The organism is Actinacidiphila glaucinigra, from assembly GCF_900188405.1.
In the GTDB taxonomy this organism is placed as follows: domain Bacteria; phylum Actinomycetota; class Actinomycetes; order Streptomycetales; family Streptomycetaceae; genus Actinacidiphila; species Actinacidiphila glaucinigra.
Map to the genome: position 1 here is coordinate 280783 of NZ_FZOF01000007.1, position 20304 is coordinate 301086.

The 20304-nt window shown below is 73.4% G+C and carries 25 protein-coding genes; 13 read left to right on the top strand and 12 right to left on the bottom strand.

From position 1 onward, the window contains the following. Positions 1–100: 100 nt before the first annotated feature. Together CHF15_RS17280 and ltaE are read right to left on the bottom strand one after the other, a co-directional pair. Complete coding sequence (locus CHF15_RS17280) at positions 101–745, bottom strand: L,D-transpeptidase family protein (RefSeq protein ID WP_245938880.1); 645 nt, start codon at positions 743–745, stop codon at positions 101–103. A gap of 168 nt (positions 746–913) precedes the next feature. Then, on the bottom strand, positions 914–1987 hold the full coding sequence (gene ltaE / locus CHF15_RS17285; RefSeq protein WP_089224703.1) for a low-specificity L-threonine aldolase: 1074 nt from the start codon (positions 1985–1987) through the stop codon (positions 914–916). A gap of 217 nt (positions 1988–2204) precedes the next feature. On the opposite strand from ltaE, the gene CHF15_RS17290 reads away from it, so the two are divergent. Continuing rightward, positions 2205–3149: a DMT family transporter gene (locus CHF15_RS17290; protein WP_220093299.1), complete on the top strand. Its 945-nt coding sequence runs from the start codon at positions 2205–2207 to the stop codon at positions 3147–3149. Positions 3150–3200: 51 nt separating this feature from the next. Here the strand turns inward: CHF15_RS17290 and CHF15_RS17295 are convergent, their stop codons facing one another. Next, positions 3201–3380: a hypothetical protein gene (locus tag CHF15_RS17295; protein WP_089224704.1), complete on the bottom strand. Its 180-nt coding sequence runs from the start codon at positions 3378–3380 to the stop codon at positions 3201–3203. A gap of 38 nt (positions 3381–3418) precedes the next feature. Further along, the gene (locus tag CHF15_RS17300) at positions 3419–4159 is read right to left on the bottom strand and encodes a hypothetical protein (RefSeq protein WP_089224705.1); all 741 of its coding nucleotides are present in this window, start codon (positions 4157–4159) and stop codon (positions 3419–3421) included. A 91-nt stretch (positions 4160–4250) separates the two neighbouring features. On the opposite strand from CHF15_RS17300, the gene CHF15_RS17305 reads away from it, so the two are divergent. Continuing rightward, positions 4251–5255, top strand: a complete 1005-nt coding sequence (locus tag CHF15_RS17305) for a DNA polymerase Y family protein (protein WP_089224706.1) — start codon at positions 4251–4253, stop codon at positions 5253–5255. Here the strand turns inward: CHF15_RS17305 and CHF15_RS17310 are convergent. Further along, entirely contained in the window at positions 5228–5440 is a 213-nt protein-coding gene (locus CHF15_RS17310; RefSeq protein ID WP_089224707.1) for a hypothetical protein, read from the bottom strand. The genes CHF15_RS17305 and CHF15_RS17310 overlap by 28 nt on opposite strands. A gap of 203 nt (positions 5441–5643) precedes the next feature. Here CHF15_RS17310 and CHF15_RS17315 point away from each other — a divergent pair, with 203 nt between their 5' ends. Then, complete coding sequence (locus CHF15_RS17315) at positions 5644–5868, top strand: DUF397 domain-containing protein (RefSeq protein WP_089224708.1); 225 nt, start codon at positions 5644–5646, stop codon at positions 5866–5868. Positions 5869–6092: 224 nt separating this feature from the next. Beyond that, positions 6093–6317: a DUF397 domain-containing protein gene (locus CHF15_RS17320; RefSeq protein ID WP_089224709.1), complete on the top strand. Its 225-nt coding sequence runs from the start codon at positions 6093–6095 to the stop codon at positions 6315–6317. A 54-nt stretch (positions 6318–6371) separates the two neighbouring features. Here the strand turns inward: CHF15_RS17320 and CHF15_RS17325 are convergent, their stop codons facing one another. Continuing rightward, on the bottom strand, positions 6372–6566 hold the full coding sequence (locus CHF15_RS17325; protein WP_018561578.1) for a hypothetical protein: 195 nt from the start codon (positions 6564–6566) through the stop codon (positions 6372–6374). Between the two features lie 161 nt (positions 6567–6727). Between CHF15_RS17325 and CHF15_RS17330 the strand changes: the two genes are divergently transcribed. Continuing rightward, positions 6728–7777, top strand: a complete 1050-nt coding sequence (locus CHF15_RS17330) for a CobW family GTP-binding protein (protein WP_089224710.1) — start codon at positions 6728–6730, stop codon at positions 7775–7777. 52 nt (positions 7778–7829) lie between these two features. Here CHF15_RS17330 and CHF15_RS17335 read toward each other — a convergent pair whose 3' ends face one another. Then, positions 7830–8789, bottom strand: a complete 960-nt coding sequence (locus tag CHF15_RS17335) for a GlxA family transcriptional regulator (protein ID WP_089224878.1) — start codon at positions 8787–8789, stop codon at positions 7830–7832. Between the two features lie 111 nt (positions 8790–8900). Here CHF15_RS17335 and CHF15_RS17340 point away from each other — a divergent pair, with 111 nt between their 5' ends. Both CHF15_RS17340 and CHF15_RS17345 read left to right on the top strand, forming a co-directional pair. Then, positions 8901–9221, top strand: coding sequence for a DUF4326 domain-containing protein (locus CHF15_RS17340; RefSeq protein WP_089224711.1), 321 nt, complete (start codon positions 8901–8903; stop codon positions 9219–9221). 164 nt (positions 9222–9385) lie between these two features. Beyond that, positions 9386–10024 carry an HD domain-containing protein gene (locus CHF15_RS17345; protein WP_089224712.1) on the top strand — a complete coding sequence of 213 codons (639 nt, stop codon included), beginning with the start codon at positions 9386–9388 and terminating at the stop codon, positions 10022–10024. Between the two features lie 34 nt (positions 10025–10058). On the opposite strand, the gene CHF15_RS17350 is transcribed toward CHF15_RS17345, so the two are convergent. Together CHF15_RS17350 and CHF15_RS17355 are read right to left on the bottom strand one after the other, a co-directional pair. Continuing rightward, positions 10059–11087: a GlxA family transcriptional regulator gene (locus tag CHF15_RS17350; RefSeq protein ID WP_179279838.1), complete on the bottom strand. Its 1029-nt coding sequence runs from the start codon at positions 11085–11087 to the stop codon at positions 10059–10061. A gap of 126 nt (positions 11088–11213) precedes the next feature. Continuing rightward, a complete protein-coding gene (locus CHF15_RS17355) occupies positions 11214–11660 on the bottom strand; it encodes an ATP-binding protein (RefSeq protein WP_018561573.1) in 447 nt (148 codons plus the stop codon). 156 nt (positions 11661–11816) lie between these two features. Here CHF15_RS17355 and CHF15_RS17360 point away from each other — a divergent pair, with 156 nt between their 5' ends. Beyond that, complete coding sequence (locus CHF15_RS17360; protein ID WP_089224713.1) at positions 11817–12317, top strand: metallophosphoesterase family protein; 501 nt, start codon at positions 11817–11819, stop codon at positions 12315–12317. 38 nt (positions 12318–12355) lie between these two features. Here the strand turns inward: CHF15_RS17360 and CHF15_RS17365 are convergent, their stop codons facing one another. Both CHF15_RS17365 and CHF15_RS17370 read right to left on the bottom strand, forming a co-directional pair. After that, positions 12356–13978 (bottom strand): hypothetical protein, encoded by a 1623-nt coding sequence (locus CHF15_RS17365; protein WP_089224714.1) that lies wholly within the window; start codon positions 13976–13978, stop codon positions 12356–12358. Positions 13979–14123: 145 nt separating this feature from the next. Further along, complete coding sequence (locus CHF15_RS17370) at positions 14124–14318, bottom strand: hypothetical protein (RefSeq protein WP_018534760.1); 195 nt, start codon at positions 14316–14318, stop codon at positions 14124–14126. A 381-nt stretch (positions 14319–14699) separates the two neighbouring features. Here CHF15_RS17370 and CHF15_RS17375 point away from each other — a divergent pair, with 381 nt between their 5' ends. From CHF15_RS17375 to CHF15_RS17395, 5 genes are all read left to right on the top strand, one after another. Continuing rightward, positions 14700–15113: an ankyrin repeat domain-containing protein gene (locus CHF15_RS17375; RefSeq protein ID WP_089224715.1), complete on the top strand. Its 414-nt coding sequence runs from the start codon at positions 14700–14702 to the stop codon at positions 15111–15113. Between the two features lie 49 nt (positions 15114–15162). Then, the gene (gene zwf / locus CHF15_RS17380) at positions 15163–16698 is read left to right on the top strand and encodes a glucose-6-phosphate dehydrogenase (protein ID WP_089224716.1); all 1536 of its coding nucleotides are present in this window, start codon (positions 15163–15165) and stop codon (positions 16696–16698) included. Continuing rightward, positions 16695–17690 carry a glucose-6-phosphate dehydrogenase assembly protein OpcA gene (gene opcA, locus CHF15_RS17385; RefSeq protein WP_089224717.1) on the top strand — a complete coding sequence of 332 codons (996 nt, stop codon included), beginning with the start codon at positions 16695–16697 and terminating at the stop codon, positions 17688–17690. Before zwf ends, opcA begins: the two co-directional genes overlap by 4 nt. A gap of 162 nt (positions 17691–17852) precedes the next feature. After that, positions 17853–18110 carry a hypothetical protein gene (locus tag CHF15_RS44915; protein WP_179279839.1) on the top strand — a complete coding sequence of 86 codons (258 nt, stop codon included), beginning with the start codon at positions 17853–17855 and terminating at the stop codon, positions 18108–18110. Positions 18111–18365: 255 nt separating this feature from the next. Next, entirely contained in the window at positions 18366–18893 is a 528-nt protein-coding gene (locus CHF15_RS17395; RefSeq protein ID WP_143681578.1) for a hypothetical protein, read from the top strand. 228 nt (positions 18894–19121) lie between these two features. Here the strand turns inward: CHF15_RS17395 and CHF15_RS17400 are convergent, their stop codons facing one another. Beyond that, positions 19122–19874, bottom strand: coding sequence for a DUF4328 domain-containing protein (locus tag CHF15_RS17400; protein ID WP_089224880.1), 753 nt, complete (start codon positions 19872–19874; stop codon positions 19122–19124). Between the last annotated feature and the right edge of the window lie 430 nt (positions 19875–20304).

The window sequence follows — 20304 nt, forward strand, 5'->3', positions numbered from 1 at the left end:
CCGCCCCCAGACCCCGTCAAGAGGTCTGGACCAAGAAGGGCGGGCGATCCCGAGCGGAGGCCCCCGCCCGGTCCCGCCCGCCCACCGGCGTCGCGCCCCGTCACGTACCGGGCTTGCGCCCGTACACGTACACGTCGTCACCGTTCTTCAGCAGACCCCAGTACTTCTTGGCGTCCGCCGTGCGCATGTTCACGCAGCCGTGCGACCCGGGCGGCGACCACACGCTCCCCGCGATCGAGTGGAACGCCTGCCCCCCGTCGAAGAACTGGCTGTACGGCATGGCGACGTTGTACAGCGTCGACCAGTGGTCGATGTTCCGCCAGTAGATCTTCTTGGCGCCGGTGCGGGTCTCGTAGCCGTTGCGGCCCGTGCGCACCGGGACCGGCCCGTACTTGAGCTTCTTGCCGTCCTGTATCCAGCTCAGCTGCCGCGTGAGGTCCACGCACGCGATCCGCCCCTTGTTCGTGGGACACTTGCCGGCCTTGTTGGGATTGCTGCCCGCCGCCTTCTGGGCGTTCATGATCTGCATGACGCCCCAGGTCACCGGCCCCGCGTAGCCGATGGTCGGCGATATCCCGTACTTCGTCTGGAAGGCGCGTATCGCCTTGCAGTCGGCCGCCGACTGCTTCCCGTCCACCGGCCGCCCCAGGAACTTCTCCACTTGCTTCTGGTACGGCCCCTTGCTCGTCGTGCACGATGCGGCCTGCGCCGTGCCGCCCCCCGCCACGACCGGTGTCACGGCCATCACCGCCACCGCGAGGGCGGCCCCCGCTCGTCGTCCCGCTGACGCTCCCGCTCTCATCGCTTCCCCTTCCCCGGTGAGGCCGTCGCGCGACGGCCTCACCCCCTAGGACAACCGGGAGCCACCGGAGGTTGCGGAACGACCGGTGCGGGAAACGGAACTGGCGGGTCGTCAGCCGCGCGGGGCGACGTCCAGGGCGTCGCGGACGATACGCACGGCCTCCTCCGTGTCGGCGCGCGAGACGTCCAGGTGGAAGACGAAGCGCAGCAGCCCGGGGTAGCCGGCGCAGCGCAGCCCGCGCCGTGCGAGACGCTCCTGCACCTCCTCGGCGGACAGCCCCGGCGCCGGCTCGGCGAAGACCATGTTGGTCTGGGCGTCGCCCACCACCAGACCCGGCACGCCCTTGATCCCCTCCGCGAACAGCGCCGCGTTCGCGTGGTCCTCGGCGAGGCGCGCCACCTGGTGCTCCAGCGCGTACAGCGCACCCGCCGCCAGGATGCCCGCCTGCCGCATCCCGCCGCCGAGCGCCTTGCGCCAGCGCAGCGCCCGGGCCACGAACTCCCGGCTGCCCAGCAGCGCGGAGCCGACCGGGGCGCCCAGGCCCTTGCTGAAGCAGACCGAGACGCTGTCGAAGTGGCCGGCGATCAGCCGGGCCTGCTCGTACGGGTCGCCGCCCGCGGCCACCGCCGCGTTGAACAGCCGGGCCCCGTCGAGGTGGGTGGCCAGCCCGTGCTCACGCGCCAGCCCGGTCGCGGCCCGCAGGTAGTCCACGGGGACGACCCGGCCGCCGATGGTGTCCTCCAGGCACAGCAGCCGGGTGCGCGGGAAGTGCGGATCGTCCGGCTTCACCGCGGCCGCGATGTCGGCCGGGTCCAGTGTCCCGTCCGCCCGGTGGGGCAGCGGCTGCGGCTGGATCCCGCCGAGGACGGCACCGCCGCCGCCCTCCCAGCGGTACACGTGCGCCGACTGCCCGGCGATGTACTCGTCACCGCGGCCGCAGTGCGTCAGCAGCGCGCACAGGTTGCTCTGCGTCCCGGAGGAGACGAACAGCGCCGCCTCGAAGCCGAGCCGCTCCGCGATCCGGTCCTGGAGGGCGTTGACCGTGGGGTCGTCGGCGAAGACGTCGTCACCCACCTCGGCCTCCGCCATGGCGCGGCGCATGTCCGCGCCGGGCCGCGTGACGGTGTCGCTGCGCAGGTCGACGACCCGCCCGGGCTGCTCATCGGTGACATCAGAGATCGGCATGCGTTCACCCTGCCATGCCCGCCCTTCGGTAGGATCGTCGGGTGAATTCCGTGATTTCCCACTGGCACGTCGTCCTTCCGCCGCTGTGCGCCTGACCGGGCGCACTCACTGACGGCTCAGACCCCCGCCCTCGGCAGGCCGCCCGGCCCGCCAGGGGCAGTCGAGGTGCGCCCGTTCCGGATCCGCTTCCACGATTCGTGACGAAAGGCCGCCTCTCGTGCCGGACAGCACTCCCTCCATCGCCCCCGCACGCCCGCTCGCACCCGGTGATGCCGCCGGCCGGCCGCGGTTCGTCCACGGCGCCCTGCCGATCCTCGCCGCCGCCCTGCTGTGGGGCACCACCGGTACCGCCGCTTCTTTCGCGCCCGCCGGCGCCCCGCCCGCGGCGGTCGGCGGCGCCGGACTCACCGTCGGCGGGCTCCTGCTCCTGGCCGGCGCGCGGGGAGCGCGGAACCTGCTGCGCGGCGCGGGCCGCCGAGGACTCGCGCTGCTCGCCGCCGGCGCGCTCGCCGTCGCCGGCTACCCGCTCGCGTTCTACCCGGCGGTCTCCCGTACCGGGGTCGCCGTGGCCACCGTCATCGCCCTGGGGAGCGCGCCGGTCTTCACCGGTCTGCTGGCCTGGGCGGCGGGCCTGCACCGCCCCAGCCGCCGGTGGGGCGCCGCGACGGCCGTGGCCGTGCTCGGCTGCGGGCTGCTGGTGCTCGGCGGCGCTGACGCGGGTCCCGCGGCGCGCACGGACGTCGCGGGGGTGGCACTGGCGGCGCTGGCCGGACTCTCGTACGCGGTGTACTCCTTGGTCGGCGGGCACTTCATCGGACGCGGGCAGGCGCCGGGCGCCGTGATGGGAGTGCTCTTCGGCACCGCCGGACTGCTCACCCTGCCGGTGGTGCTCGCCGCGGGCGTGCTCTGGCTCGCCACACCGCGTGGCGCCGCTGTGGCGCTGCACCTCGCCGTGCTGACGACCTTCCTGGCCTACCGGCTCTTCGGGCGCGGGCTGCGGTACACATCCGCCTCGGTCGCCACCACGCTCACCCTCGCCGAGCCCGCCGTGGCCGCCCTGCTCGGGGTCGCCGTGCTCGCGGAGCGGCCGACGCCGCTGTCCTGGGCGGGACTGGCCGTACTCCTCCTCGCCCTGGCGGTGCTCTCCCGCAGGGACCGCTGACGGATCACCGGCGGACGGCCGGACGGCCTGCCCGCCCGGTCCCGCCCCGGGTCACTGGGGCGGGATCTCGTCCAGGCGCTCGCCCTCCGCCTGGGAAGGCGTCGTCCGGGGCACGTCCGGGTGGATCTCCATCGTGCTGCGCTCGGCTTCGTCGTAGATCCGCTCCCCCTCCGCCTGGGACGGGGTCTCGGCGTAGAGATACGGATCCGCGTCCGAGGACGTGGACTTCATGGCGGACCTCCTACGGTCGCTGCCTCCATCCTGCTCCCTCAGGCCCTGCGGGGCGAGACCAGCAGGAACGCCCTCCGCCGGCGGTCGTGGTGGAGCGTGCACTGCCAGCCGTACGCCTCCAGGACGCCCTGGCACCGGGCCAGCTCGGCCTCGGCGGTCCCGGCGGCGGTCCCGGCGGCGGGGTCGTCGGCGGCGCTTTCGGCGGCGTTTTCGGCGGCGTTTTCGGGGAAGTGCCAGGACACCTCGACGACCCCGCTCTGGGCGGCGGGCGCGACGGCGTATCCGCTGGCCGAGGGCCGCCCGGCGGCGTCGCGCCCCGACGGGGGCCGGCCGGCCGCCTCCAGGGCCAGCGCCACGGCGTGGACGAGGCGTTCGCGCTCCCAGGGTGCGGGGCGCGTGGTGTCGCCGTCCTGCAGGACGCGGCGGATCTCCAGCAGCCCCGACCAGGCCGACGCGACCTCGGCGCCCCGGCGGGGTGCGGCCGTGCCCGTGCCGTGCCCGTCGTCGGCCGCGAAGCCGCGCTCGGGAACCGGCGCCGGTTCCGGGCCGGGGGCGGCGGCGGGCGCCGCCCCGGATGCCGGGGCGGGGAGCTCCACGCGGGCCAGCTCGGTGCGGACCCGGCGGCCCTCCTGGGTGAGGTAGTAGCCGCCGGTGCGCCCGTAGCGCACGGCCAGGCCCTGCCTGGCCAGCGCGGCGCAGGTCGGTTCGCGCGCGCTCAGCTGGCCGGTGTTGGCGTCGGACTCCAGCAGGGCTCGGCGCTGGACGGCGGTCAGGGTCATGCGACGCACCCTATGAGCCGGACGCGGGGGGCCGGAATGCCCTACACTCGAAATCGAGCAGTTGTTCGAAAGAGGTGGAGGCGGACACACCATGGTCGAAGCCGAGCCGCACCAGGACACCGGGCCCTGCGTGCTGTACATCCGCTGCGGCGGGACCGATCCGGCGACGCTCGCGGCGCTGGCCGGGCTCGTCGGCCGGTTCACCCCCGTCGTCCGCGCCGAACCGCCGGACGCGGTCGTGGCCGACGTGCGCTCCGCGGTGAGCTTCTACGGGCTGCTGCCCGAGCAGCTCGCCCTCATGATCAGCACCCGCGCCTCGGCCCTGTACGACGTGAGCCTCACGATCGGCGTCGCCGGAAGCCGGACGGTCGCCGCGATGGCCGCCTGCGACGTCCTCGTCGGCCGGATCCGGGCCGTCGACTCCGACCCGCGGGCCGTCGCCGACTTCCTGCGCGCCAAGCCGGTGGCCGCCCTCCCCGGGATCACCGCGGAGGCCGTCCGGACACTGGCCGCGGCCGGCCTGTACACCGTCGGGGAGGTCGCCGCCGCACCGCTACCGGAGATCCAGGCGGTGCTCGGCGCCGCCCCCGGGCGCGGTGTGTGGGAACGCGCGCACGGCCTCGACCCCGCCCCGATCACCCCCGAGCACCCGCCCGGCTCGCTCGCCGCCGACCGGCTCTTCACCGCCGACGCCGCCGACCCCACCGACCGCGGTGCGCTGAGCCGGGCCGTCCTCGAACTCGGGCTCGGACTCGGCGACCGGCTGCGCAGTACGGGCCGCACCGCGACCGGGCTCACCCTGACCGTCCGGCTCGCCGGCGGCTCGTCCGTCAGCCGCAGCCGCACCCTGCCGGAGCCCACCTCCGATCCCGGGGAGCTCGCCGAGGCCGCCTACGCCATGCACGAGGCCCTCGGCTCGCACGGCGCCCCCGTGCGAGCGGTGGCCCTGCGCGCCGAGGGGCTGTCCGCGGCGGATCTTCGCCAAGCCCGTTCCGTGCCGGTCGGCGCGGGCCGCGGACGGGCGGTGCTGCCGTCGACCTTCGCGGATCCGCCCGCGCCCGGCCCCGCTCAGGAGGAGCGCCGGCTGTCCTCGTGAAGCGCCTCCAGCACGGCGGCCATCACCTCCGCCCCGTCCAGCGGGCGGGGCAGCGGTGCACGCCGGGCCCGCGCCATGTCCCCGAAGCACCCGTCGCACACGGCGAGCGGGAGATGACGGATGCCGCAGTCGCGGACGGTGTCTTCCTCCCGCCCGCAGACGTCGCATCCCGATGATGCCGCCATGTGTTCGATACTGCCTGGTTCCGGTGCTTCGCGACAGGGCGCGACCGGTGCTCGACGATCCGTCAGGATCCCTTCGGTCCTGGGCACTTGGCCTGGCTGCGGGCTTCGTCCGGATCCCGGGCGCGGCGCCGGTTGCGAGGCGGCCGGGACGGGACAAGGGTGGTAAGGGGGAACGTCCGATCGAGCATCGAACGGAGCTTCTCATGCAAGAGACAATGGCCGACCTGTATGCGCGTGACCTGACGGAGGCGCGCTGGGTGAAGAGCAGCAAGAGCCCCTACCGGGAAACCTGTGTCGAGGTCGCGGAACTCGCCGGCGGAGCCGTCGCGATCCGCGACTCGAAGGACAAGGGCCTGCCGCCCCTGCGGTTCACCGCCGAGGAATGGACGGCGTTCCGGGAGGGTGTGCGCGACGGCGAGTTCGGTTAGGGCCGACCGCGCATCACCTCCGCTTGGCGGGCCGGTCCGCCGTACCGGTCGACCGCTACGGTGAGCGGGCCCGCCGAGCCCCGCCGTTCGCGGCGTCAGATCCGGGGATTGCCGACCACATGGTTGCCTCAGGCAATCTGACTGCCTGGGCGGTTGCACCGGGGGAGGGGTCGGAGTCAGGGTGGTTTGGGAACGCAAGTCCGAATATCGAACGGAGGTTCCCCATGCAGGAGGGAAAGGCCGGCCTCTACGCGCGGGACCTGACGGAAGCGCGCTGGGTCAAGAGCAGCAAGAGCGGTTACCTGCCGGAGTGCGTCGAAGTGGCGGACCTCGGCGGCGGAGCCGTCGCCATCCGTGATTCCGAGAACAAGGACCTGCCGCCCCTGCGGTTCACCGCGCAGGAGTGGACGGCGTTCAGGGAAGGTGTGCGCGAGGGCGAGTTCGGCTAGCACCCGCGACGTCCCCTCGCTCGGCGGGCCGGTGGGACCGGCCCGCCGAGCACGTCACGCGTCGCCCAGCACCCGGAGCGTCTGGGCCCGCAGCGCGCACGCCACCACGCCCTCGCGGGTGTGCCGCAGCTGCGGTTCCGTCGCCGGGTGCCGCCCGGAGATCAGGTCCACGATGCGGTACGCCGTCTCCTCGTCCTCCGCCGCGATGCACACCAGCACCGTGCCGCGGTCCGCCTCCTGCTCCGCCATGGGCGCCTCCTCCGTCGTTCGGCCATCCCCGTGGACGCGTCGGAAGACCCCGCCGCCCCCGCCGCGGTTCTGCGCCGGGGGCCGGTTCACCCGCACGAAGCACCACGGGGTGCGCGGGGCTTACGATGTGGCACCGGCAGCACGTACCCGGAGAGGAAGCCTTGGCCAAGCAACGGATTCCGGTCGTCGTCATCGCGGGATTCCTGGGCTCGGGAAAGACCACGCTCCTCAACCACCTCCTGCGCAACAGCGGCGGCACCCGCATCGGCGCGATCGTCAACGACTTCGGCAGCATCAACATCGACGCGCTCTCCGTCGCCGGCCAGGTGGACTCGATGGTCGCCCTCGACAACGGCTGCCTGTGCTGCGCCGTCGACGCCACCGAGATGGACGACATGCTCGCCAGGCTCTCCCGTCCGCAGGCCCGCATCGACGTCATCGTCGTCGAGGCCAGCGGTCTGGCCGAGCCCCAGGGCATGATCCGGCTGCTGCTCGCGAGCACCGAGACCGCCGTCACCTACGGCGGGCTGGTCGAGGTCGTCGACGCCGCCGAGTTCGAGGCGGTGCGCGCGCGGCACCCCGAACTCGACCGCCATGTGCGGGCCGCCGACCTCGTCGTCCTCAACAAGACCGACCGCGTCGACGCCGCCGGCCGAGCACGGGTCCGCGACGCGCTGGCGGCCGTGGCCCCCGGCACGCCGCTCGTCGAGGCCGCCCACGGCCGGGTGGACCCCGCCCTGCTCTTCGAGCCGCGGTCGCGCACGGCGGTCGACACGGCCGCCCGCCAGCTGTCGTTCGACGAATTGTCCGCCGACGACGGCCACGGGGACCACGCGGAGGGCGACCACACCGGCCATCTCCACGCGGCGTACGACAGCGTGGAGTTCACCTCCGAGGCGCCGCTGCACCCGCGCCGGCTGATGGAGTTCCTCGACGACCGGCCCGCCGGGCTCTACCGGATGAAGGGTTTCGTGCGCTTCGCCGCGCCCGCCCACCGCCGGAAGTACACCCTGCACGCCGTCGGCGGCTTCCTGCGCTTCGTGCCGTCCTCCTGGTCCCGGGGCGAGTCCCGCGCCACCCGCCTGGTGATGATCGGTTCGGGGCTCGACGCGGACGCCCTGCGCAAGGGCCTCGACGCCTGCGTGGCCGAGCCGGGCGGGGAACTCCCCGAGGACGCCATGCTCGGCGTCCTGCGCTACGTCCGTCCCTGACGCGCACCGCGCCCCGCGCACCCTGGAGCGTTCGGCGGCCGTCCCCGCGGCGTCAACGCCCGCGCAGGGCGCGGGCCGTCGCGCCGGTGCGCTCGCGCAGGAGGACGCGCAGGGTGCCGGCGTGCTCGTAACCCACCCGGCGGGCCACGACCTCGACGGGCAGGTCGGTGGTGCGCAGCAGATGCGTGGCCTGTTCGACGCGCAGGTCCTGGACGAAGCGGACCGGCGACACGCCCAGCACGCGTCGGACGGCCCGCTGCAGGGTCCGCTCGCCGACCCCCAGGGCGCGGGCGGCCTCCGCGATGCCGATCGGCTCGTGCAGGCGCAGCCGCACCCAGCGCTCGAACGCGGCCACCGTCGGGTCGGCATGGGCCAGGGCGCTGGGGATGGTGTACGCCGACTGCGACGGGCGCTCGTCGACGACCAGGTACCGCGCGATCAGATCGGCCAGTGCCGGACTGGACATGCGTACGACCGCCAGCGCGAGGTCGACGTGGCCGAAGGCGGCGCCCGCCGTCGTGACGCCGTCGCAGCTGGTCACCATGCGGGTCTCGTCGACCGTGACGGCCGGGTAGCGCCGCCGGAAGACCGGGGCCAGCCACCAACTCGTCGTCGCGCGCCGCCCGTCGAGCACTCCGGACTCGGCGAGCAGGAAGGTGCCCGTGCAGGCGGAGGCGACGGGCGTGCCGCGCTCGCGTGTGGCCGCCACCAGGCGGCGCACCGCGGCCGTCCCGGGGCCCGACACGCGCTCCACGAGGGCGTCCGGCCGCCGTTCCGCGAGCGCCGGGACGAGCAGCAGGCCGGCCCCCTCGGCCCCGCCCAAGGGCGCCGCGGACACCGTGTGCCCGGCGCCGGTGCGGACCCGGCGGCGCGGGCCGACCGTCGTCACCTTCCAGGCGGGCGGCGGCTGCGGAAGCTGCTCGCGCATCGCGTTGGCCGCATCGAGGACGTCGAGGACCGCGGAGAGCCCGGAGTCGAACACGCCGTCGTACGCCACCACTGCCACATCCATGACGGAAACGGTATCGAAGACGTCGTTTCCGACGCTGGGGGAGCCGTCCCGCACGACATAGGTTTCCGGTGTCCGGACCACCGCACCCCGGATCACGGGAAGGAACGGGTCATGAGCGAGGCAGAGCCCCCGACCACCGTCGTCAACCTCAAGGGCCACCGCGGCGACCCCGCGTACGCGGACGTCGTCTACGTGGGCCGCCCGATGCACCGCGGCGGATGGCACCTGCCCGGATCCCCGCTGGCCAGCCCCTACCGCCCCGGGCCTGACGGCACCCGCCAGGAGGTCCTGCACAAGTACCGGGAACACCTGCTGGGCCGCCCCGACCTGCTCGCGCTGCTGCCCGCGCTGCGCGGCCGCAGGCTGGGCTGCTGGTGCGTGCCCGAGCCGTGCCACGCGCAGGTCGTCGCGGAACTCGCCGACGCGTCCTGACCCCGCCCCCCGGAGCCCGCGGCCGGGCGCGTGTCCCGATCCGAGGGTCGCACGTCCCACCGGCATCCGGCGGGGCGGGCCGCCGCGTCCGACGATGGATCCACCGGCACCGGGCGCCCCGCCCGGCCGCCGGCGGAACCCGGAGACCTGTCAGGAGATGCGACGTGGCTGAAATCATCGCGGACATCGAGGTGCCCGATACCCGGCTCGTGACGGAGGCGACCGAACTGGTGCGGAAGGCCGCCGACCCGGTGGTCTACCACCACTCCCGCCGGGTGTACTTCTGGGCGTCGATGCGCGGCCGCAACCGGGGGTGGGACGTCGACCCCGAGCTGCTGTACGTCGGCGCCCTCTTCCACGACCTGGGGCTGACCGACACCTACGCCCGTACCGACCAGCGCTTCGAGATCGACGGCGCCGACGAGGCCCGCCGCTTCCTGCTGCAGCACGACGTCCCCGAGGACCGTGCGCGGCTGGTGTGGGAGGCGATCGCCCTGCACACCACCCCGGAGATCCCGTGGCACATGGCACCCGAGATCGCCCTGGTCACCTCGGGCGTCGAGGTCGACGTCCTCGGCATCGGGTACGACGAGATCACGGCGGAGGAGCGCGAGGCGGTCGTCGCCGCCCACCCGCGGCCCGACTTCAAGAACAACATCCTCAAGGAGTTCACCCACGGCATCGCACCGCGCCCCGGCACGACGTTCGGCAACGTCAAGGCCGACGTCCTGGAGCGCTTCGTGCCCGGCTTCGTCCGCGGGAACTTCGTGGACACCATCCTCCAGTCGCCCTGGGCGGAGTGACCGCGGCGCCCGGTCCCGGTCCCGGTCGCCCCGGTCAGTCCTCGCGGGTGCCGTGCGGCCGGGTGGTGCGGAAGCGGTCGCGGTAGATCCCGGGGCTGACGCCGAGCCGGCGACGGAAGGCCCGGCGCAGCGTCTCCTCGGACCCGAAGCCGCTGCGCCGGGCGACCGTGTCGAGGGCGTCGTCGCCCGCTTCGAGCAGGGCCTGGGCGGCCTCGACGCGGATGCGTTCGACGTACTGCGCGGCGGTGCCGCCGGTCTCGGTGCGGAACAGCCGGGTCAGATGCCGTGAGCTGACCCCGGCACGTGCCGCGAGCGCGGGCAGGCCGTGGTCCGCGGCAGGGTCGGCCGCCACCTGGTCGAGGACCTGGCGCAGCACCGAGTGCGCGGGGTGCCGGGGGCTCTGTCGGACGCTGAACTGCGACTGGCCGCCGGGCCGGGCCATGAAGACGACCAGGAACTTGGCCGCCTTGCGGGCGATGTCCGGGCCGAGGTCGGACTCGACCAGGGACAGGGTCAGGTCGATTCCCGCGCTGATGCCCGCCGAGGTGATGAAGCGGCCGTCCCGCACGAAGATCGCGTCGCTGTCGACCTCGACCTTGGGGTAGCGGGCGGCGAGGTCGTCGGCCAGCCGCCAGTGCGTGGCGGCCCGCCGTCCGTCCAGCAGTCCGGTAGCCGCCAGCGGGAACGCGCCCGCGCAGACCGAGGCGACGGTACGGGCGCGGTCCGCGAGGCGGGTGATGCCCGCCACCAGCGCGGTGTCGGCCACCGCCGCCCACCAGTCGGGGCGCCCGGGGATGACCAGCGTGTCGACGGGGAAGTCGACCTCGTCCAGCGACAGGTCGGGCACCAGCCGCAGCCCCGCGGTGGTCGTCACCGGGCCGCCGTCCGGCGAGACGGTGCTCGTCACATAGTGCGCGCCGTACTCGTTCGCCGCCGTGTACACATCGAGCGGACCCGTCACGTCCATCAACTGCAGTCCCTCGAACAACAGCACCACCACCCGGTGCGCCGGCACGACCGGCGCGGTCCCGGAGGGCTGCTGCGGGTTCACGCGGGACGTCACTGTCGTTCCTCCGGGTGCGGGCCGGTCCGGGGGACCGCCGCGCAAGCCCATGTGGCCCGCGTCCCGCGGGCGTTGGGTCCGCGGATCCCCGTCCGGTCCGCCATTCTCGCCCATGCCCGCCGGCGCCTACGACGCCGGGCTGGTGACCCCGGCGACGGACCGCTGGAGCGGGGCGAGGCGGCGCGTGGTCACCACGCGCCGGCCGCGCTCGTCGTCGTGGATGCAGGTGGACCCGGCCAGCCGGCGCACGATCTCCAGCCCGCGGCCGTGCTCGTCCGGCGGGGTGCTGTCGGGCGAGGCCCCGTCGTGGTGCCGCGCCTCGCCGCTGTCGGTGACGGTGATGACCAGGCCGTCGTCGTGCATGCACAGCCGGATCGACATCTGGGCCCGGCCGTGGCGCGCGGCGTTCGCGGCGAGCTCGTCGACGATCAGCTCGGCCGCGATGCGGTCCTCCGCGGCCAGTCCCCACAGCCCCAGCAGCTCGGACGTGAAGTGCCGCGCGGCGCCCACGTAGGCGGCCTCCGCGGGCTGCACGAGTTCCGCCGAACGAGTGGGAGTGGTGTCACCGCACATGACGTGTGGGCCCTTCATCGATGAGGCCCGCGGTCCCGGCGACCGCGGGGTCGCCCCACCGGCCACGCCGCCGCGCGGCACGCCGTGACGTCGGCCCGCCTTCCGGCCGCCGTGCCCGGCACCGCTCCCGTCCCCCCGCGCGGATAGCGTGGACGTGTGCGTCTTCTTGTGATGTCCGATACACACCTGCCCAAACGTGCCAAGGGGCTTCCGGCCGAACTGCTGGACCGGATTCCCGAGGCCGACGCCGTCATCCACGCCGGCGACTGGGTCGACGAGGCGACCCTCGACCTGCTGGAGGCGAGGTCCCGCCGGGTGATCGGCGTGTACGGCAACAACGACGGCCCCGGGCTGCGCGCGCGGCTGCCAGAGGTCGCCCTCGCCGAGCTGGGCGGGCTGCGCTTCGGCGTGGTGCACGACAGCGGCCCGGCGCAGGGACGCGAACGCCGCTGCGAGGAGCGCTTCCCGGACCTGGACGTCCTGGTCTTCGGACACAGCCACATCCCCTGGGACAGCACCGCGCCGGGCGGGCTGCGACTGCTCAACCCCGGTTCCCCGACGGACCGCAGGCGTCAGCCGTACGGCACCTACCTCACCGCCGTGGCGGCCGCAGGCGTGCTGAGCGAGGTGCGGCTGCACGAACTGCCGCGCCGCTGACCCGCACAGGCGAGCCGCCCTGCCGGGGGCGTCGCGGCTCAGTGCTCGAGCGCCGGGTCGCCGGCCGGCCGGACCGCGCCCGAGGGCTCGGAGACCATGACCGCGCCGGGGGCCTCGGCGGTCTCCGCCTCCCGCTCCCGGGGCTCCGCCCCGTGGGCGCCGTCCGCGGGCGGCAGCAGCGCCATGACGGCCTGGCGGTGCGCGTCGCCGGCGTCCTCGTCGAAGGGGTCCGGGGTCGCGGGCACCTGCATCCGGAGCACCGGCCCCGTGCCCAGACGCACATAGCCGCGGCCCGGCGGCACCTGCGCGGCGGACGTCGAGCACTGCGGCGCGCCGAGCACCGCCTGGGTCTGCTCCGCGGTGACCGCGCCCAGCAGCACCCGGGCCCTGGTCTGGGCGACGACCACGTGGGAGAGCGCCTCGGCGCCGTCGAGGTGGTCGGCGACGGCGACGGTCACCCCGGCCGCGCGGCCGTGCCGCAGCGGGATGTCCAGCAGTTCCTGCGGGTCGGGACGGCTCTCGGCGTGCGCGAGCTGGCTGAGCACCGTCGGCCGGTCGACGAGGATCCACAGCGGCCGGCGTACGTCGTCGGGCGCGGTGCGGCCCGCCTGCCGGGCGCGGTTGACGGCGATCAGGCGCCGCTCGGTCTCGTGCGCCGCCCACTCCAGGGTGGCCAGCGTCCCCGCGAGGCCGCTCTCGACGGCCATCACGCCGGGCCGGCCGGACAGGAACGCGTACTCGCCGGTCCCGCTGCCGTCGACGACCACGACGTCGCCCTCCGGGAGGGCCTGCAGCGCGATGGAGCGCAGCAGCGTGGTGGTGCCCGTGCCGGGGTGGCCGAGGGCGAGCAGGTGCGGCTCGGTGGAACGCGGGCCGGTGCGCCACACCACCGGGGGAGCGTCCCTGACCTCCTCGCCGTCCTGGACGGGGACGGTGCGCTGCACCGATCCGGGGTCGGTGAAGCCGAGCACCGTCTCTCCGGGGGAGGTGACGAAGCGCTGGGCGGCGATGCCCGTGGGCAGCGGGGGGAGCGCGGTGAGGGTGAGGTGGTTCTCCTCCTCGTTCCACTCGAAGCGGTACTCGCGGCCCCGGCCCACCTTGGCGTGCAGCACGTGCTCGACGCGGGCCCTGGCGGCGGGCTCGCCGTCGGTGAAGTAGGCGGGGTACTTCAGGTGCAGGCGGACCAGCCGCCCGTCCTCGAAGACGTGGTCGCCGAAGGCGTTCTCCCAGCTGCCGTCGTGGGCGTAGAGCGGGCTGGGGTCGTCGGCGACGGACAGATACGGCACCAGGGCCTCGTACAGCGCGGTCAGCCGGTCGTTCTCGGGGCCGCTCGGTCCGGTCGGGGCGGGGGTGCGGTCCCGTCCCATCCAGCCGGCGGAACCCATCCAGGCGGCGAACATCAGGTACGCGCCGTAGGGCAGCAGGACCAGCACGAGGAATCCGGCCCCGACGGAGGCCAGCAGCGCCGGTCCGCGCCGGTCCTTGGGCGTGCTGCCCCACCAGTCGCGCGCCCAGCCGGCCTGGCGGCGCAGCCCGCGCGCGATGACGAAGAGCGGGTGGAGGACGTCCGTGGTGCTGTCGACGGCGGCCCGCGCGAGCTCACGGCCGCGCGTGAGCGAGGGGCGGCTGCTCAGGAGGGCGGAGAGGGGGCGCCGGACCACGGGGAGCTCCAGAGGGTCGTTGCGGGGACGGTACGACGGGACGGGAAGAAGGCACCGGGACGGGACGGGACGAGGGGGCGGGACGGGAAGGGCCCGGTGCGGAGCGGCGCCGGGCCCGGTGGATCGGCCGTGCGGAACGGCCGCGCTAGAACTTGATCCCGCCCAGCAGGCTCGCCAGGCTCGCCCCGCCGGCCTTGATGCTCGGGGCGATGGCGGTGCCCGCGAGGTAGAAACCGAAGAGGGCGCAGACGAGCGCGTGGGACGCCTTGAGTCCGTCCTTGCGGAAGAACAGGAAGACGATGATGCCGAGCAGGACGACGCCTGAGATGGACAGGATCATGGGGGCTACTCCTGTGTGATGGGGACTGTCACCATGAGTTGTTCCAGAATTACAGATAGTAATATGTTCTGAAAAGAGGCGAATGGGTGATTTGTAGGGAAGTTCACCCTTTCAGCTCTGCTGAACTGTTTCTTCCGCCGCGATCCTCGCCGGTCGTCCGGCGTGTCATGTGGCAGGCCCCGCCGACGGAGCAGTGAAGTCGCCCATTCGAGTGATCAAAATCGTTAAGCTTCGGCCATGGCTTCTCGTTCGGTCCACACCCCCGCCGTGGCAGGCTCCGGGAGCCCGCCCGGCGAGGCCAGGGCGGTTGAGGCCGCTTAGGGTGGATCACGAGAGCGGTCCCTACCGCGCACGGCGACCAGCCACTTCCAGTGAGGAACGATGAGCGAGCCGACCCCGCAGAACGATCCGGTCCAGGACCCCGGCGTCCTGCGACTCGCCGCCCAGATGTTCGACCTCGCCCGCCGCGGCGGCACGGAGACCCTGGCGGCCTATGTGGACGCGGGCGTGCCGGCCGACCTCACCAACGACAAGGGCGACACCCTCGTCATGCTCGCCGCCTACCACGGCCACGCCGCCACCGTGGCCGCCCTCCTGCGGCACGGCGCCGACCCCGACCGTGCCAACGACCGCGGCCAGACGCCGCTGGCCGGTGCCGTCTTCAAGGGCGAGGACGAGGTGGTCCGCGTCCTCGTCGACGGCGGCGCCGACCCCGCCGCGGGCACCCCCTCGGCCATCGACACCGCCCGCATGTTCGGCAAGAACGCACTCCTGGAACTCTTCGGCGCCGCATGACCCCCGGACGCGCCATGACGCCGCACCCACCATGAAGAGAAGTGGACCCATGACGGAAACCGACAGCTGGAACAACCCGCTGCGCGATCCATCCGACCGGCGGCTGCCGCGCATCGCGGGCCCGTCCGGACTGGTGATCTTCGGGGTGACGGGCGACCTGTCCCGCAAGAAGCTGATGCCCGCCGTGTACGACCTCGCCAACCGCGGGCTGCTGCCGCCGGGCTTCTCGCTCGTCGGCTTCGCCCGCCGGGACTGGGCGGACGAGGACTTCGCGCAGGTCGTCCACGACTCCGTCAAGGAGCACGCGCGCACCCCCTTCCGCGAGGAGGTCTGGACGGAGCTGGCCGCCGGAATGCGCTTCGTGCCCGGCGACTTCGGAGACGACGACGCCTTCGAGAAGCTGCGCGCGACCGTGGAGGAGCTCGACAAGGCCCGGGGCACCAGCGGCAACTTCGCCTTCTACCTCTCGGTGCCGCCCAAGTTCTTCCCCCTGGTCGCACAGCAGTTGAAGAAGCACGGGCTGTCCGATCCTCCCGAGGGCTCCTGGCGCCGGGCCGTCATCGAGAAGCCCTTCGGGCACGACCTGGCCAGTGCCCAGGAGCTCAACCAGGTCGTCCACCAGGTCTTCCCCCCCCACGACGTCTTCCGGATCGACCACTACCTGGGCAAGGAGACGGTCCAGAACATCCTGGCGCTGCGCTTCGCCAACACGATGTTCGAGCCGCTGTGGAACCGCTCCTACGTCGACCACGTGCAGATCACGATGGCCGAGGACATCGGCATCGGCGGCCGCGCCGGCTACTACGACGGCATCGGCGCCGCACGCGACGTCATCCAGAACCACCTCCTCCAACTCCTCGCGCTGACCGCCATGGAGGAACCGTCGGGCTTCGACGCCACGTCCCTCGTCCAGGAGAAGCTCAAGGTCCTCCAGGCCGTCCGGCACCCCGGTGACCTGGGCGCGCACACCGTGCGCGGCCAGTACGCGCACGGCTGGCAGGGCGGGGAGGAGGTGCTCGGCTACCTGGAGGAGGAGGGCATCGACGCCAAGTCCAGGACCGACACCTACGCCGCGATCAAGCTGGGGATCGACAACCGCCGCTGGGCGGGGGTCCCCTTCTACCTGCGCACCGGCAAGCGCCTGGGCCGCCGCGTCACCGAGATCGCGGTCGTCTTCCAGCGCGCCCCGCACCTGCCCTTCAGCCACACCGACACCCAGGAGCTGGGGAAGAACGCCCTGGTCATCCGCGTCCAGCCGGACGAAGGTGTCACCGTGCGCTTCGGCTCGAAGGTGCCCGGGACGTCGATGGAGATACGCGACGTGACGATGGACTTCGCCTACGGCGAGTCCTTCACCGAGTCCAGCCCCGAGGCGTACGAGCGGCTCATCCTCGACGTGCTGCTCGGCGACGCCAACCTCTTCCCCCGACACCAGGAAGTCGAGGAGTCCTGGCGGATCCTCGACCCCATCGAGGAGTACTGGGACAGCCACGGCAAGCCCGAGCAGTACACCGCCGGCACATGGGGTCCGAAGGCGGCGGACGAGATGCTCGCACGAGACGGCAGGAGCTGGCGCCGGCCATGAACATCGATCTGACCGAGACCACCTCAAGCAAGATCAACTCGGCGCTGATCAAGGCCCGCAGGGCCATCGGCAGCCCGGCGGTCGGCATGGTGCTCACCCTGGTGATCGTCACCGACGAGGGCAACCACTACGACGCCCTCAAGGCCGCCTCCGACGCCTCGCGCGAGCACCCCTCGCGCATCCTGGTCGTCATCAAGCGGCCCGGCCGCTCCCCCCGCGACCGGCGCAGCGCCCGCCTCGACGCCGAGGTGCGCGTCGGCGGCGAGTCCGGCACCGGCGAGATCGTCCTGCTCCGCCTGCACGGCGAACTCGCCGACCACGCCCACAGCGTGGTCCTGCCGCTGCTGCTGCCCGACGCCCCCGTGGTGGTCTGGTGGCCCGTCGACGCCCCCGCGACCCCCGCCGCCGACCCCCTCGGCGCGCTGGCGCAGCGCCGGATCACCGACGCGTACGCCGTCGAGCGGCCCATGGAGGAACTGGAGGCCCGCGCCGCCGGCTACACCCCCGGCGACACCGACCTGTCCTGGACCCGGCTCACGCCCTGGCGGTCCATGCTCGCCGCCGCGCTCGACCAGGCCGGGGCCCGGGTGACCTCGGCGGTCGTGGAGAGCGAGGCCGACAACCCCAGCGCCGAACTCCTCGCCCGCTGGCTCGGCAACCGCCTCGGTGTCCCCGTCGACCGCGTCGTCACCGACGGCCCGGTCGTCACCGCAGTACGGCTGCGCACCCCGGACGGCGACATCAACATCGACCGCCCCGAGGGCCCGCTGGCCACCCTCACCATCCCCGGACAGCCCAGCCGGCACCTCGCGCTGAAGGTCCGGCCCACCGCCGACCTCATCGCCGAGGAACTGCGCCGGCTCGACCCCGACGAGATGTACGCGGCGTCGCTGGGCCACGCCGACGCGGAGGAGCCGCCCCGCCGGGCGAAGACCACCGCGCGGAGCACCAAGAAGCGGCCCAAGCCGGCCAGCGCGGAGGCCGCCAAGTAGACCGACTGCCGCAGCAGTACGCCGGGGGCGGCGCACACCGCCTGCAGGATCAGCATCGCGGCCGTGGTGAACAGGTAGCAGACCACGACCGTCAGCGCCGACTCCAGGTGCGCCCGCCACCCTGCGCGGCCCCCGCCGAAGGTGAAACGCGCGTGCAGTTCGGTGGCCAGCACCGTCGAGGCCACGGTCACGACCGCGTTCGCCGACGCGAACGGCACCGGCCCCGACAGCACCAACAGCACCGCGGAGGAGGCCAGTCCGACCCCGCCGCCGCACACGGCGAAGCGCACGAACGCGGCCGGCGCGGAACGCACGGAGTCCGAGGTGCGGGGCCGGCGGGCGGGAGCGGGCGGGGCGGATCCCTCCGCGGTGACGGTGTCCATGCCCGCACACTGCCCGCCCCCGCTGACAGGGCGCTGACCGCTCGCTGACACGCCCCCCACATCCGCCCGACCCGGTACTTCGTTCCCGTCGAGAGCGCAGGCGTTGCGTCGCGCCGACGCGGTGGTGCCGGGGCTGGACGCGACCCGTACCGGCGATCCATCAGGTTCCGTGCGGCGGTTCGGCCTACGACTCGGGGAGGCCGTACCGGGCCTGATGGCGGTGGTCGGCCACGCAGGCCCGAGGAGGAGGGGGGGGAGTACGGCAGTGATCTGATCCGTCCACAAGCAATTGTTGTTCGCCGGGACGGTGTTGCTCAGCGGGATGGTCCCGCTCGCAGTGGGCGTCGCGGTGAAGGGCGGCCTGAGGATGCCCGGGTGGGAGCTATCCGCCGGGTTCTTCGGATGGAACGTAGTGACGGGCTTCGTCGCCACGTCGAGGCTCAAGGGGCTCGGTGACATCCCCCTCCTCGAGGCTGCCGTCCCGATCGCGGATCCCGCCACCGTTCTGTCAGCGTCGGTACTGGCCCGGGCGAGGCGAAGCTTCGGGAGGCGTTACGGTGCGCTGCTCGTCGGCACCGGCGTCGTGTCTACGGCTATCGCGTTGTTCGAGCCCGCAGGCGCCGTTGTCGCCTGCTTCTTCGCGATAGAGCCGCTGATGCGAGCGGAGCGGGCGGCTCGCTGGGAACGGCGCCACGGGGTGCTGCTCTGGCAGGTCTGGGAACACCGTGTCGAGCAGGAGCAGCAACCGGTCGACATCGGTCCGGCACCGGTCTTCACCTCGGCCAGGCAAGGTGCCCCGCGCGTCGGCGTGAACCCGTAGCGTCGCGACGCCGTCCACTTCGATCAGCACGGCCACAGCGCGTCCTCGGCAGACCCCGCATGCCTCGTCGGCGACAACAACGTCAATGTGTCCACGCCGGCCCCCAGCGGACCGCCGCCGGATCTCCCCTCGGGCAGGAGTTCACCCGCCTCGGGGAGATCCCGCGAAGGACTTCGTCCGCCGCGCAAGATCGCCGATGTTCGCGAGCGGGGAGCCTGGGCTCCACGGTCAGGACAGGGCGAACGGGCCTTCCGTGGCCTTGCGGTGCTGCATCGCCGTCAGCTTGCGGACGAACAGGATGGCGAGGACCGCGGCCAGGATGTCCACGGCGTCCACGGCGATGGTGAAGCCGGCGGCGTCGCGGAGGTCGTCGGCGTACACGGAGTTCTCGTTGGTGACTCTCGTTGCGAGCGCGTCCAGGATCCAGGACGCCACCCACGCCGCCCACCAGTACGCGACGGGGCCCGAGTCGGCGGGACGCAGACGGCCGTCCTGCGTCGTCTGGGAGCTCGCGACCCAGGTCTCCCTGGCGATCCCGGAAGGGATCCAGAAGAAGGCGATCGGGATGAACCAGCCGCCGATCGCCCACCCGCGGCCCTTCTCGAATCCGTTGGGGGCGAACACCTCGCCGTTGGTGCGCACCCGGTGGAACCAGATGAGGAAGAGGACGGCCGACCCCACCAGCGTGAGGAGCTGCAGTCCCGCCGCGACTCCGACCCACAGGTCCGAGCGGTTCAGGGCGGACTGGTCGACGGTGGCGAGTACGTCCCCGACCGCCGTGTCCAACAGGGCGTAGCGACTGGCCTCCGCGACGATGTCGACGACGTCGGCCGCGATGACCAGCGACAGGAGCACCACCACGGCGGTCGCGAGGCCCAGCGGCGAACGGAGCACGGCGGTGGCCGCCGGCGGTCCGGCGGGTGCGGGGTACGGAGCGGGGTACTGGGCGCCGGGCGGCGGCCCGACGGGGCTGAACGACATGGAATCCCCCCAGGGACACAGCATGGAGACGTGCGCGCCGAACGGCGGGCAGGAGGACATTACGGCAGGAGATCTTGGCGAGTCCACATCATTGATCGGTGTTCGCCGCCTTCGGCCCGGTCACGTCGGCCGCACGGGGGAACGGGCTTCCCACCTGCCGGTTTCGAGCGGGCAGACGGCGGGTGCCGAGAGGCGGGCGGGCGGTAGCGCCCACCACGAGCAGGCCCACAGGGCCTCGCTGGCGCGCTCCCGCTCGACGCGGCCGTCTCGGGGCGCGGCGGACCTCGAGGCCCCACGGTGTCGGCGCAGCCCCGAGTCTGGAGTAATGCGAGGGTCGAGAACGCATCACGCGGGGTACCCGCCACGTCCGGGCCGACCTGGCGGCTCACCCCACCGTCACCAACGTCGACACTCCTGCCACTGTCCGGCC